Annotated in this window: 5 protein-coding genes; 1 reads left to right on the forward strand and 4 read right to left on the reverse strand. The window is 75.6% G+C overall.

Features of this window, described 5'->3' with window-relative positions; genetic code table 11:
• Positions 1 to 23 precede the first annotated feature (23 nt).
• Positions 24 to 884 (forward strand): hypothetical protein, encoded by an 861-nt coding sequence (locus AC07FJ_RS01645; RefSeq protein ID WP_479044156.1) that lies wholly within the window; start codon positions 24 to 26, stop codon positions 882 to 884.
• 1,783 nt (positions 885 to 2,667) lie between these two features.
• Here AC07FJ_RS01645 and AC07FJ_RS01650 read toward each other — a convergent pair.
• From AC07FJ_RS01650 to AC07FJ_RS01665, 4 genes are read right to left on the reverse strand one after another with little or no spacing between them, the layout of a single operon-like run.
• Complete coding sequence (locus AC07FJ_RS01650) at positions 2,668 to 6,402, reverse strand: DUF5682 family protein (RefSeq protein WP_479044159.1); 3,735 nt, start codon at positions 6,400 to 6,402, stop codon at positions 2,668 to 2,670.
• Positions 6,389 to 7,573: an ATP-binding protein gene (locus tag AC07FJ_RS01655; RefSeq protein WP_479044162.1), complete on the reverse strand. Its 1,185-nt coding sequence runs from the start codon at positions 7,571 to 7,573 to the stop codon at positions 6,389 to 6,391. Before AC07FJ_RS01655 ends, AC07FJ_RS01650 begins: the two co-directional genes overlap by 14 nt.
• Positions 7,570 to 12,945, reverse strand: coding sequence for a hypothetical protein (locus AC07FJ_RS01660; protein WP_479044165.1), 5,376 nt, complete (start codon positions 12,943 to 12,945; stop codon positions 7,570 to 7,572). Before AC07FJ_RS01660 ends, AC07FJ_RS01655 begins: the two co-directional genes overlap by 4 nt.
• On the reverse strand, positions 12,942 to 13,856 hold the full coding sequence (locus AC07FJ_RS01665) for a DUF4132 domain-containing protein (RefSeq protein WP_479044168.1): 915 nt from the start codon (positions 13,854 to 13,856) through the stop codon (positions 12,942 to 12,944). Before AC07FJ_RS01665 ends, AC07FJ_RS01660 begins: the two co-directional genes overlap by 4 nt.
• Positions 13,857 to 13,991 lie beyond the last annotated feature (135 nt).

Here is a 13,991-nt window from a genome sequence, read left to right on the forward strand (position 1 = left end):
ACCACACCTGTCACGATCGCCACATGAATCGCGAAGCAGCCGCCCGCAACAACGCCGAGTGGTGCGATGCGATGTGCAGGGCCCATGGACTCCCAGGTGGGACGTTCGGTGACCGCGTCTGGACGCACCCGCGCCGCACTCCGCCGTACTACCCGGACGCCGTCACCCTCGCCCCCGGCGCATCGGACACCGAGATACGCGCCATGTTGGACGCCGTCGACCGGAGCACGCCCGGCTGCTCGGTCAAGGACAGCTTCGCGGAGCTGGACCTGACGCCACACGGCTTCGAGGTGCTCTTCGAAGGACAGTGGATCCACCGTCCCTCTGCGCTCGCCGCCCCGGGACCGGTCACCAGAGCCTGGGAACCGGTCGAGACCGCCGCCGAGCTCGCCGCCTGGGAGAGGGCCTGGAACGGCGGCGACCGCATGGACCTCTTCCGCCCGGCGCTGCTCGCCGACCCGGCGACCACGGTCCTCGCCGGCCGCGCGAGGGACGGCCGTATCGTCGCGGGAGCCGTCGTCAGCCGCACCGCCACCGCCGCCGCGGCCCCCACCACCGCGGCCCCCACCGCCGCCGCAGCGGCCGCCACCGGCGTGGTCGGCGTCTCCAATCTGTTCGGCCCCGACGCTTGGCCCGGCTGCCTCGCCGCGATCGCCGACCGCTGGCCGGGCACGCCGGTCGTCGGGTACGAGCACGGCGACGACCTCGCAGCCGCCCTGCGTCACGGCTTCACGGCCACCGGCCCCCTACGGGTCTGGCTCTCGTCGTCAGCCATCTCCGTCCCCGTCCCCGGCCCCGGCCCCGTCTCAGACCCGTGCCCCGGCATCAGCCCCGATGCCGACCACGCCGCCGACACCAGCGAACGCGACGCTGCCGACGCGTAGACGGCCGCGGCCAGCCAGGCCCGGGCGAACGCGCCCGAGTCCGCGGGCAGCAGGCGCCCCAGTGCGTCCAGGCTCCGTGCCGTGGCCGCGTCCTCGAGCTCCTGCGCACACCGCGCCCCGGTCATGAGGCCCACGGCGCGCAGCCTGCGCGGCAGGTCACCGTCGGCCGCGGCCGCCGCTACGGGGCGGCCGCCCGCCACCGCACGGTCCACCGCGCGGCGCAGCAGGTCCAGCTCCAGCGGCAAGGTCTCCGGCGACGTCCCGGGCGGCGCTTCGGGCAACGCCTCCTGCTCCGGCGGCCCGGCGGCCGCGAGCGCCCCCGCGGCGGGTACGTCCGTACGGTTCAGCCTCCGCAGGCCCAGGTCCGCGCGGACCGGCTCACCGTCGTGACCTGCCCAGGCCGCCGCGAGCGCCCGCACCGCGCCGGCCGGATCAGCGGCGGCCCGGGCGATCAGCCTCAGCCGCAGGCCCGGGCGCGCGGCGAGCAGCCGCAGGTTCTCGGCGTACGGCAACTCGGTCCGTTCGTCCGGCGCGTACAGCGTGACGACCGGCCCGCCGTCGACGGCGAACCGGACGCGGCCGCCGTCGCCGGCGACCGCACCCGTGAGGAACAGCAGGTCGCCGCCCGCCGGACGTTCGTCGGCGGGCTGCGCCAGCCAGTCCAGGGCGGCATCCAGCTGGGCGGACGGCGGACGCCCCCAGAGCGTGGCGAGCGGCGGCTCGTGCCAGGCGCACCCCGCCGCCCGTACGGAACGCACCGACCCGCCGCCGCCGATCCGGCCGTCCGCCGAGACGGCCGGCGAGGTGAGGATGACCCCGCCGCCGTCGCCCAGCTCCCGCAGCGGCAGCGCGGAGCCACCCGGTACCAGAGCCGTGGCGGACGCTTGGACCGCCCGTTCCGGGCCGCCGGGCGCCACGTCCGACACGGTGTGGAAGGAACCGTCCGGCGTGACCGCGTACACCGTCGCGCCCGCGTACCCCGACGCCGTGACGACCGGCTCGGTGAACAGCCCGTACAGCCGCAGCGGCTGGGACGGCCGGTACTCGCGCCGCACCGGGCCGCCCAGCACCGCCGCATCCGGACGCTGTACGGAGTCGAGGAGCGCGGCCAGGTCGGCGGACAACTCGGGCAACTGGAAGGCCGGGTCCTCCGACCGCGCCTCTCCGAGGCGCCGCGCGACGCGTACGGCGACGGCGGCGGGCCGGTGCAGCCCGGCGAGCCGCGCGGAGTGCGCCGCCCGCAGTAGCTCGGCCCGCACCACGGCCCCCGCCCCGGCCACGCCCGCGACGAGGACCGCCACCGCGGCGTCCCCGAGCGCGTGCAGCGCCACCGCCTGCGCGGCGGTGAGCCCGCCGTCTCCGCAAGCCGTCCCCGGGCCGTCGCTCGCGCTCTCGCCCGTACCCGGCTCCGGCCCCTCCCCCCGCCCCCGCGCCTGCCGGGGACCGGGCTGCTCTGCCGGCACGGCCGCCGCCTCGGCGGGGCCCTCCTCCGCGACCGGCGCACGGGACAGGACCGCCGCACGGTGCAGGCAGGCCGGGGCCAGCAGACAACTGCACACCGCCGCCTCCGCCGACGCCACGACACCGGCGGCCGCCGTCGTCAGCGTCACCACCGTGTCGTCACCGGCGCGGACCAGCACACCGTCGGCCGTGCGCTCCAGCGGCCAGCCGGCCGCCTTCGCCACCGCGCCGTCCACGCGCTTGCGCAGCCGTGCGGGCAGCAGGTCGAGCGCGGTCGCCACCACCTCCGCGGCCACCGGAGGCAGACCAGGGGAAAGTTCCGTCACCGCTGCGTACCTCCTACGCGTTCGCCGACCCAGCGGGCCAGTTCCAAGGGGCTGAGCGCGGCGACCGGCATGCCCGCCGCCACCAACAGCCCCGCCACGCCCGCCGAATACCGCGGCCGCCCCTGGTCGTCGAGCGAGGCGCAGCCGAGGACGTGGCAGCCCGCGTCCACCAGCGCCCGCACCTCCGACAGGAGGGGACCGACCGGGCCGCCCTCCTCGAAGTCGCTGACCAGCACGACGAGCGTGCGCGACGGCACCGTGACCAGCTCGCGGGCGTGCCGCAGGCCCCGCGCGATGCTGGTGCCGCCGCCGACCCTGACTTCCAGCAGGAGGCTCAGCGGGTCGTCGACGTGGCCCGTCAGGTCCAGCACCTCGGTGGAGAAGGCGACGAAGTGCGTACTGAGCGCGGGCACTCCCGCGAGGACGGACGCGGTCAGCGCGGACCAGATGGTGGACGCCTCCATCGACCCGGACACGTCCACGACGAGCACCAGCCGCCAATCCGCCTGCCTGCGTGCCCGGCTACGGAACACGGGCCGCTCGGGCAGCACGGTCACCGCGCCCGTCACCGGGTCGCGGCGGGCCGACGCGAGGTTCGCGCGCAGGGTGCGCGGCAGATCCAGCGGCCCTCCGGGGCGGCGCGTGGGACGCGGATGCGCGAGCCCGGTCAGTGCGGGGCGCAGCCGGTTGGCGAGCGCCTGCGTCAACTCCCGTACGAGTCGGGCGACCAGCGGCCGCAAGCGGGCGAGCCGCTGTTCCGACAGGCCACCCGCGTACGACAGGACCGTACGCAGCAACTCCACCGAGGGGCGGGCCGCCTCGGGGTTGAGCTCCAGCGCGGCATCCAGCCGCCCCGCGTCGGCCGCAGCGGCCAGGACCTCCTCGCGTACGCCGGGCCCGAACAGCGCGGCCAGCTCCTCCGACCAGGACCGTACGTCCGGGAACGGCGCCCCGTCGCCGGCTCCGGCCCCGTAACCGGCGGCCTCTTCGCCTCGCGAGCCCTCTCCGCGGCCCCGCCCGTACAGTTCGTCGAGCGCCCGGGCCAGCCGCCCGGCGACCCCGGTCAACTCCCGCGCCCGCCCGAGCAGCAGGCGCCACCGCTCTCCGGCGGTGAGCGCCCGCGCCTCGGGCATGCCCGAGCGCACCCCGACGGGCGCAGCCGGGCCCATACCGGCCGGACCCACGCCGGCCGAGGCGACCCGGTCGGCGGGGGCCGCCCTGCCAGGGGCCGCGCGGTCGGGGATCGCGCCGAAGCCCCGTGCCGCCAGCGCCTCCCGGCCCGCCAGGTCCGCCCGGGCAAGGAGCGCGAGCGTCGCCGGATCGCGTATCTCGGCCGGCAGGGAGCCGGATGAGGCGCAACCTGTGCGGTCCTCGACTACGGTCAGCAGCCGTGAACGGGCCGCGGGCGACAGCGTGTCGGACCCGGCTCGCAGCGCGGGCAGGCGGTCCAGGAAGGCGCGGTCCGGCCAAGTCTCCACCCGTTCGAGCAACGGGTCGAGGGCGCGGCCCGCCTCCAGGAGCGGGCCCGCCGCCAGCAGGGCGCCGCGGAGCAGACCGGTCAGTTCCGCCCGTAGCTCGGGCGTCGTGGCGCTGTCCGCCCGCGAGGCCAGCCGCATCCCGAACTCCCCGGCGTCCCGCTGCGTCAGCAGCACGCGCGCCGCGCCGGCCGCCCCCCGGATCAGGGGCGTGGCTCCGGCGTCGAGCCGGGCGAGGGCGTCGGCCAGCCGCAGGCCGCCGCCCGACGCGGTGTCGGCCTGCGCCGCGAGGGCGACGAGCGCGCGGGCGTCCTCCGGGTCTGCGGAGCCGGTCAGCCCGTCCAGCGCACGGACCCCGGCCGCCGCAAGCTCCTCGTACGCCGCGTCCACCGCGTCCCGCTGCCACCCCTGGGGCAGGCCCGGCACATGACCGGACCGGATGCGGTCCAGCAGTGCAAGGCCGTCGAGGAGTTGCGGCAGCGTGCCCGATGCGGGCAGCGCGACGGCCACCTCCGCGAGCCGCTCGGCCGCCAGACCGGACAGCGCGCACCGTGCCGCTTCCCGCAGGCTGTCCAGGACCTCGACCGCCGTCGGACCGCCTTCCCGCGCCTGCACCGCGTGCCGCTGCCGCAGCATCCCGGTGGCCGCCTGCTCAAGGGTCACTCCATGCACACCCGCCACATCGAGCATCGCCGCGGTGGACGGCGACCAGGCGACCGTCCACCGCGTGGTGAGCGCGTCGGCCCCGCCTACGCCCGCGACCTCGGCCTCATGCCCGTACGGCACTCCGCACACCGCGAGCCGCCGCAGGCAGACCTCCCGATCCCGGTCCAGCTCCCCGCGCAAGGCATCCAGCCGCAGCTCACGCGCGGCGGGCGCGTCCGGCGTCGGCAGCGACAACCGCGACAACAGCGCCTCCACCGCCGGTCCCAGACCGGAGCGCGGCGTGCCGGGCGCGAGCCGCCCGCGCCGGTCGCCGACCAGGACCTTCTCCATCGCCGCGGCCACGACCCGGCCTCGCCCGAAGAGCCGGCCCTGCGTCAGCACGGACTGCGCGGCCTCCGCGAGCTCCCCGCGCCCGGCGGCGGGCAGTCCCCGCAGTGTGGCCAGATCCCTGGCCAGTCGCACTACTTCACGCGCGTCGGCAGGCCCGCACGGGTGGCCCGCGTCTCGTACTGCGGCACAGATCCGCACCGCCGTCGACAGCAGGAGTTCGTCCATCAGCGCCGGGTCGCCCGCGGCGGCGTGGACGCCGTGCTGCCACTCCGGGTCACGGATCCCGGCGGGATAGCCGGAGCGCTCGTCCAGCAGCCCGTACGCGTACGGCACGAGCGACGTGACGACCCCATCGGGAGCCACCCCGCCGGGAGCCACCTCACCGGGAGCCACCTCACCGGGAGCCACCTCACCGGGAGCCACCCCACCGGGAGCCGAGTCGCCTGGTGCCGCCTCACCGGAGCGGGTCTCCTCGGAGGCACCCTCCCGCGTGACCGCCGGCAGCAGCGCAGGCGCGTGGAACGCGCCGACGACGGCCGCCGTGCGCCGGCCCGCGTATGCGGCCAGCCGACGGCGCATGTGCGCTTCCCTCCGGAGGTCGTACGGATCGACCGCCTCCTGGTCCGCCCTCAGCGCCCAGCCCACCACCAGCGCCGCCCGCCGCAATGCCTCGGGCGTCGCACCCGGAGCGGCGGCCTCGACGAGCCGGTCCCACAGGTCGTCCCCGGCCCGGCCCCCGACCCGCGCCCGCAGAGCACCAACGATTCCCCGCTCGCCAGAAGGGAGAACGAGAGCGGGTGCGGAAGCGGAAGCCGCAACGGACGCCAACGCCGGCGTCGCCGACGGCCGAGCCGGCCCCGGCACCTGCACCGGCCCCGGCGCCGAAGCCCCCCGGCCCTGACCCCGAGCCCCCAACGGCAGATCGAACGGCACCACCTCGACACCCGCCTCCCGCGCCCAGCGGATCGCCGCCAGCTCCGGCGAGAACTCCGCGAACGGCAGGAACACCAGTCCACCGTCACTACCACCGCTGCCGGCCAGCGCCACCGGCGGCACCGTCGCCGGGTCCGCCAGCCACACCAGCCACGGCGCGAACTCCTCCGGCAGCTCCACCAGCAGCACCTCCGGTGCCGCCTCGGCCAACATCGCCGGCACAGACGCCGCCAGCGCGGGGGAGTGGTGCCGTACCCCGATCAGGAACGGGTCACGGCACCCAGCCAGCTCCTCCACCGCCTCCGCAGGCCCGTCAGGTGAGCTCATCGCGCAGCTCCCACAGCGTCCGCCACAGCGGAGCCCCGCCCTCCGCACGGCGCCGCACCGGCCCGTCCCAGTACCCCAGCAGCCGCCCGTGGTCCGCCGGGTCGTCCTTGCGGACCGTGCCGAGGAGATGGCCGGGCAGCGTACGCACCACATCGCGGCCGTTGCCCAGGTACGCCGCGCCGAGCCCCATGGAGGTGGCGACCTGTACGGCCTCCGCCGTCGACATCACCGTGGACGGCCGCTCCACCTCCCAGCCCTCCGCGCTGCGCCCGGTGCGCAGGTCCCGGAACGCCGTGACCAGCGCCTCCAGCACCGCCTCATCCAGCGCGAACGCCGCCCCGCCGCGTGCGAGCGCCGCCGTGGCCTGCGCCCGCACCAGCTCCGTCTCGGCCGCCACGTCGTCGATGGGGCCGACGGTCTCGAAGTTGAAGCGCCGCTTGAGCGCGGCGGACATCTCCGAAACGCCCCTGTCGCGCAGGTTGGCCGTGGCGATCAGGGTGAAGCCGGGCGCCGCGTGCACCGTCCCGTCCTCGCCCTCCCGGCCCGCCTCACCCGTCCCCGCCAGCTCCGGCACGGACATGCGCCGCTCCGACAGGAGCGACACCAACGAGTCCTGCACCTCCGGCAGACAACGGGTCACCTCCTCGACCCGGGCGACCGCACCCCGCACCATCGCCGTCAGCACCGGCGAGGGCACCAGAGCCTCCCGGCTGGGCCCCTTGGCCAGCAGCATCGCGTAGTTCCAGCCGTACCGCAGCTGGTCCTCCGTCGTACCGGCGGTGCCCTGCACCGTGAGGGTGCTGGTGCCGCACACGGCGGCGGCCAGCAGCTCCGACAGCATCGACTTCGCGGTGCCCGGCTCGCCGACGAGCAGCAGTCCGCGCTCGCCGGCCAGTGTCACCACGCACCGCTCCACCAGCGCCCGGTCACCCACGAACTTCCGCGACACGACCAGACGCCGGCCGTCACCCGACTCCAGCGCCTCCCCACCGGAACCGCACACGAAGACCACCACCGCGCGCGGGGTCAACCGCCACCCCGGCGGCCGCGGGCCGTCGTCGTACGCCGCCAGGAACGCCAGCTCCTCGGCGTACCGGTCCTCCGGCAGCTCCACCTGCCGTCGAACCCCCTGGGTCCCGCCTGATCCCTCAGCCCGCACGCTCACACTCATCGCCTTCCTCCCCGGCCGTCGCCCGTGCCACGGCCCGTGCCGCGCCCACGGGCCCGGCTCTCGAACTCCTCGTATCCGGGCACGTCACCGTCGACGACCCGGCGCCACGCCGCCGTGTACACCTCGGCCACCGGGCGGTCCGGTACCAGGAAGGCGTATCCCTCCACCGAGAACAGCTCAGCCTTCCAGCTCTCCAGCGGCAGTCGCGGCGCCGTCCGCTCCAGCCAGCCGCCGGGCAGGAACAACGACCGTCCCGCGCGGGGCCGCTTGGCCTCCACCACCAGGTCGGTAGCGGCCAGTTCGGCCCGGGCCTTCTTCAGCCGGGCCGGCTTCCACCCCGTCCACTCCGCCTGCTTGCGGTCCGTCGGGTCCGGAAGCGCGAGCAGCATCAGGTACAGCGCGGCCGCGTCCTGCGACAGCCCGTAGAGCTCCGCCGCCTGCTCCACCAGCTCGGGCACGCTGTTCACCGGGTGCTGCGGCGCGCCCGCCGTGCCGCCCGCCGGACAGTCCGCCGTCACCAGCGCCTCGAACTCGTCGCTCAGCAGCGTGCGGAACGCATCCAGCAGTCCCGACGGCCTGGACACGGCCGCCAGCAGCGTCAGTGCCGGGTGGTCGGGGCCACCGTGCTCGCCCGCGCCCGGCAGTACCGCCGCCGACCGGAGCCACGCCTCCTCCCACTCCGGCCTGTACTGCATCGGCGTGAGCACCAGGGCGTCCCCCACTTCTACGAGGCCCTGCCGGTCACCCCCGCCCTGAGCGGGCAGCCCGTACGCCTCCCGGATACGCGGCGCGCTGCAGCTGCCCTCGGTGTCCCAGCTGACACCCAGGTCCAGCAGCAGCCCCGGGTCCGCCAGCCGCTCGCGCAGCAACCGCAGCGTGACGGGCAGCACCGCGCGCAGCGGGTCACCGAACGGCAGCCGGTACGCCAGCCAGCGCAGCATGTCCACGTACAACCTGATGCGGTTCCCCGTGAGCAGCTGCTCCGGCTCGGTGGCGGCGAGTCGGCCCGAGTCGGATTCGACGCGCTGTTCGGTACGGCCCGTCAGCTCCGGCTGCGCATCGGGATTGAGCACGGCGTCGAGCATGCCGTTCTGCCGGGTCTCGGTGACGGCGCGGGCGACCAGCTCGGGCGGTAGCACGCGCCGCCTGCCCCGCGCGCGTACCCAAGCGTCGGTCAACGGCTCCAGGTCGAAGCCGGAGTCCCACAGACCGGTGACGGCATCGGCGTCACGGGGAAGCAACAGGGCGGTGTAGCGCTGCCGGTCGATGTTGGCCAGTGTCCTGAGGGTCGTCCTGGCCGCCTCCGCCTGTGCGGTCTTGGCCCCCAGCGGAGCCAGGATCTCCGTGGGCAGCAGGCTCTGCCGGTCCCAGTCGTCCACGCCCGGCATGCCGAGCAGCACCAGGGCCGCCGTAGGAGCGCTGATCCCCACCTGCTCCGCGAAGTGGAGCACCTGATCCGGCCGGTACGGCAGCGGGCCCCGCTCCCGCACCAGTTCCACCACGCGCCGCAGCGCCGCGGCCTGCGGTGCGTCGTCCCGCTCCCCGAGCACCGTGGAATCGACCAGGGCGAAACCGTCCCACGCCCCGAACGCGCCCGACGGGTCGTACTCGACCCCGGTGTAGAAGGAGTGCTGTTCGTCCTGCCGCGTCATGGCGAACAGCACCATGCGCCGGGCCGCCGACCGGTGCACCTCACCCAGTCGCTGCGTGCCGCCCGGCCGGGCGACCTTCAGCCCCACGAGCCGCAACCGCCCCCGCGGGTCCACCAGTACCGGCTCGCCGTCCACCATCACGGCACCCGCCAACTCCAGGAACTCCAGGAGCGCGGCCCGATGCGCCTCCTCGGTCACCGGCGACGCGGCGCGCATCGCCAGCGCCGCGAGACCGCGCCCCGCGAACGACAGCCACGGCACCCCCGACGCGGGCAGCTTCACCTTCTTCGCTCCACCGTCCTCCGGAGCGCCGTCCGCCGGTCCGCCATCCTCAGGCGCGCCGAAAACGGCCGCCACCTGCCGCAGTTGGTCGACGGCGGTGTGCGTGCCGGGGCCGCGACCCCAGTAGCCGTACATGTTCGCCCCGGGGCCCAGGCCGACCATCGCACCGGCCAACGCCTCATCCCGCGCGAACCGCACCAACGGCTCCGCCTCAACAGGCGCCCGACGCCCCTGCTTCGCCTTCTCGGCGAGCTCCGTCAGCCGCTTGCCGCACCGGGCCGCCTCCTCCACGAGCCCGGCGACACCGGCGACCAGCCCCGGGTGCGTCACCTCGGGCAGCACCCGTGCCACCGCCTCGGCGGGAGCCGCTTCCCCGGCCACGGCCGCCAGCAGCGCGGCGGCGTCCGCGTCCGTCACGGTACGCAGGCGGGCCGATCCGCGCTCGTCGCGCGGCCGCAGCGCGTGCCAGTACGCCAGCGGCGGCACCAGCGGCGTACCGGCCGCGTACCTGCCACCCCGGTCGCACAGCTGGACCTGCGCGATCCGCACGCCTTCCGCGTCGTACAGGTCGACGACGGTGTCGAAGCGCTGGGTCTCCCGCGGATGCAGCACCGCCCCGCCCGGCAGGCGCAGCGGCGGCAGCGGAACACCCCCGGCGATCTGCTCGCCGTACGCCCCCGGCAGCGCCGGGACCGCCGGACTGCGGCTGCCGTCCACCGAACACGCCGTCATCGTCCGCGTCTTCGGGTTGTACAGCACCCACCAGCCCAGCAGCCCGTCCTTGCTGCCGAACGGCGACGCCTCCAGGCCGGGCTGCACGGGCATGAGCCGGCAGTACCCCTCCAGCAGCCGCTCGCCATCGGCCGCCCCGGCCAGGGCCGAGTCGAAGAAGGCGGGGGCCGCCGCACGGCCGCGCCGCGCGGTCACCGGGTCGTACTCCCACCAGCCGTCGTCGTGCAGCACCCACACCGAGACGCCGTCGGAAGCGACGTTCCTCCGCTCCTCGGCGAACGACGTGTCTCCCGCGTGTACCGGCCGCCCGCCGTAGCAGCGTCCTCCTCCGGGCAGCGGCAAGGACGCCATGTGTGCCGTCAGCCAGTGGTCGTCCAGTCGGCCGGCCGGCACGAAGACGTCGGCGGGTCTCCCGGACCACACCGCGCGCCGGTCAGGGCCATGGCCGTTCGCCACCAGCCACTGCCCGTCCACATACCGCACGGTGGGCTGGTCCCAGCCGCTGGTCTTCGCCGCGGGCAGTGTCAGCGGGCGTACGTCGAGAGCCTCGTCCGGGCCCACCACCGCGGCCTCGTTGCCGTTGCGCACGATCAGCGCCGGCCAGGCGTCCGCGAGCCGGTACCACTGCTCGGCGAGGAACGCGCGCCGCTGCCCCGCCGCCATCGGGTTGACCTTGCCGAGCTTCGGCAGCGTCTCCTCCAGGGCGGGCCAGCCCAGCTCGTCCAGCACACCCGCGCGCAGGGTCCGCGCCAGCGCGGCGGTCGGCGTGACGGCGGCGATCCGCTCCATCGCGGCGGGCGCCGCGGCCAGCACGGAGGGGCTCGAGAACTTCGCCAGCCGGCTCAGCTGCTCGCGCAGCTCCGGCAGGCCGCCCGCCCGCGACAGGTCGTCCGCGCGGTCCGCGATCCAGCCCGCCAGCACCCCGCGCAGCGCGGGGTGTTCCACCACCCGGCGCAGCCGAGCCGGGGCCTCGCCGTCACCGGCCAGCTGCTCCACGGAACGGCGCAACATCCCCGTGAAACGCTCGTCCGCGGCCAGGGCCACCAGATCCCGGCGCCCCTCCGCCTCATCCCGCAGCCAGCCCGCCAGATCCAGGTAGCCGGTGGTGCTTTCCGCAGGCGGTTCCACCGGAACACCCAGCGACAGGCACAGGTCCAGCAGATCCAGGTCGGCGTCCACGCGCCAACTGCCGCCCGAGATCAGCCGTACCGGCACGCCATCCCGTACGAGCCGGTCCGCGAGCCGTTCCACCAGGGCCAGCTCGGCCGCCAGCCGCGTCGCCCGCCCGTACCCGCGTCGGCGGTACGCCGCCCAGGCCGACAGCCATCCGGCGGCCGGTACCGTCCCGTCCAGCAGCATGTCCGTCGCGCCGCAGTCGTCCAGCAGCGCCAGCCAGGACGTCTCGAACTCCGCCCGGTGGTCGCCGCTCCCCGTCGGCATCAGCTGCAGCAGCCGCTCCCGCACCACCCGGTCCTCGGCCGCGACCGCCTCCAGGGCAGGCAGCGCCGACTTCCAGAAGCCCGCCGCCGCCCGGCTCACCGCGCCGGTGTGGATGATCTCCGCCAGCAGCGACCGCTCCTCGGCGGCCACGTCGAGCCGCGCCGCCTTCGCCAGGCGCCGCAGGTCCTCCAGCATGCCCGCGTACGGTGCGAGACCGGCCGCGCACCGCTCCAGCGACACCGCCCTGAACTGCTCGTACGCCGTCGGCGCGGGCAGCCTGGCGGCCAGGCCCTTGGCGTGCTCGCGCAGCGCCTTGCCGCTCAGCGCGCCCGCCCCCGCGAACTCCAGGAACACCTCGCGCAGCCGCTCCTCGTCCACGGCGAGCGCGTGCCGCTGCTCGGCTGCCCGCGCCTTGCCGAAGAACAGCGACGCGTACGAGCGCGACTCGGCGGCCAGGAAGAGCCGCGCCACCTGTTCGTAGTAGGTGGGAAGGAAATGCGGTACGGAACGGTCGAGGCGCTCTCCGATGCCCTCGAAGCCCTCCTTCGCCAACCCGGGCTTGGTGGCGACGAGCCGGGACAGGCGCTCCATCTCCTTGACGACCGCCAGGGCGTGGTGGCCGTTGTCCGGGTCGTGCACCAGTGCCCAGGCCGGGAAGCCGAGCGCCTTCCGCCGCACGCGCCCCACCGGCTCGGGGTCCTGCTCACCGGTGAACCCCAGGTACTCCAGGGACAGGTCCTCGGCGGGCCCGATCGCCTGCGGCACCAGCCGCACCACCGTGCGTCCCTCCAGCGCCGGGTGCGCGTACGCCCGCGCGGTCAGTACGTCCACATCCCCGGCAACGCCTCGGCCCACTCCTTGCGGGTCGGCGCCTGCCTGCCCGGCGCCTGCCTGCCCGGAGCCGGCCCGGCCGGCGCCCGTCAGGTCCGCACCCGCACCTGCGGGGGATGCACCCGTTCCGAGCGTGCCGGTCGACCCCGGACCGGTCTCCGTAGCCGATGCTGCGCCGGCCCCTATGACTCCGCCGACTGCACTACCGGTGACCGTGTCACCGCCGGCGGCGACACCGTCGCTCACACCAGCCGGGCCGCCGGCCAGCGGCAGCACCGCGCCCGCGTCCAACAGGCCGTCCAGCAGCCGGTTCAGCATCGCGTCCGACAGGGCCGCCAGGCCGGCCAGGAGCCCTTGCGGCGCCCTCCCGTCGGCAGCCGCCGCCGACACTCCGTCAGCCGCCTCCTCCGACACCCCGTTCAGCACCCCGCTCATCGCGCGTCCCCCTCTTCGTCCACCAGACGCCCCGCGTACACCAGCGCGGCCATCCGCTCGCCCTCCGACCAGGCGACCGGCCCCACCTCCGCGAGCGGCAGCCGCCGCCCCGCCCGGTCGCGCCACTCCAGCGCGCCGGTCTCCGTCTCCGCCTCCGGGTATTCGTCACCGAGCCAATACGCCGCCTCCAGTGGTCGGCCGCCCTCGACCAGCGGGCACACCGCGAACCCGCCGCGCACCCGGTATCCCAGCGTGGCCGCCCGCGCCGTGGCGTGCCGCAGCTCCGCGAACCGCCCCCGCGCGTACGCGTCCCAGGACGTCTTCGGGCCCGCGCTCGCGCCTGCGTCCGGGAACTCGTCCGGCCGCCTCCACACCTCGCGGAACAACTGCTCGGTACCCTGCTCGACCCCCAGCTCGACCGCGAACTCCCGCAACTCCTCCAGGTCCTCCAGCAGCACCGGGTGGGGTATCAGCACCGCCTCGACGCCCTGCTCCGAGCCAAGCCGCACCGAGTCGCCGTCCAGGTCGACTATGCCCAGTCCACGCGCCGGATCCGGATCCGCGTCCCGGAGGAACCCGGCCCGCTCCACCTCGGCCGACCCGTCAGCGCCCACCGGCGCCACCACCAGGTCCCGCAGCACCCCCTGCCACGCCGCGTCCTGCCACACCCGGGCGAGCAACGGCACCGGAACCGGCAGCGAACGCACCAGCCAGGCGTCCACCTGCGCGCGGCACTCCGACTCGTGCCGCTCCAACCACTCCGCCAGCTGCCGCAGCCGCACCACCTCGGCGTCGTCCCGCAGCTTCGCCGGCACCTGCTTCAGCGTGCGCCCCGCGGCGTTGCGGCACACCACCCGTGTGCCGTCCAGCGTGACGGCGTACCCGCCACTCTTCGTATCGATCCAGCCCATGGCGCGACCGCCTCCCCGACCTTCCGGTTCCGATGCCGATCACAGTAGGTGACGGGTCTGACAGCGCCCCTGCGAGCCCGTGAGCCTGTGGAAAACTTCCGTCACGCCCGCGCAACGGCCCCGCAACGTCCGCCC

The organism is Streptomyces sp. NPDC045998, assembly GCF_056430285.1.

Excerpts from the sequence above, each read along its gene's own strand:
- AC07FJ_RS01660 (WP_479044165.1), bottom strand. The coding sequence starts at position 12,945 with ATGAGCGGGGTGCTGAACGGGGTGTCGGAGGAGGCGGCTGACGGAGTG.
- AC07FJ_RS01655 (WP_479044162.1), bottom strand. The coding sequence starts at position 7,573 with ATGAGTGTGAGCGTGCGGGCTGAGGGATCAGGCGGGACCCAGGGGGTT.
- AC07FJ_RS01645 (WP_479044156.1), top strand. The coding sequence starts at position 24 with ATGAATCGCGAAGCAGCCGCCCGCAACAACGCCGAGTGGTGCGATGCG.
- AC07FJ_RS01665 (WP_479044168.1), bottom strand. The coding sequence starts at position 13,856 with ATGGGCTGGATCGATACGAAGAGTGGCGGGTACGCCGTCACGCTGGAC.
- AC07FJ_RS01650 (WP_479044159.1), bottom strand. The coding sequence starts at position 6,402 with ATGAGCTCACCTGACGGGCCTGCGGAGGCGGTGGAGGAGCTGGCTGGG.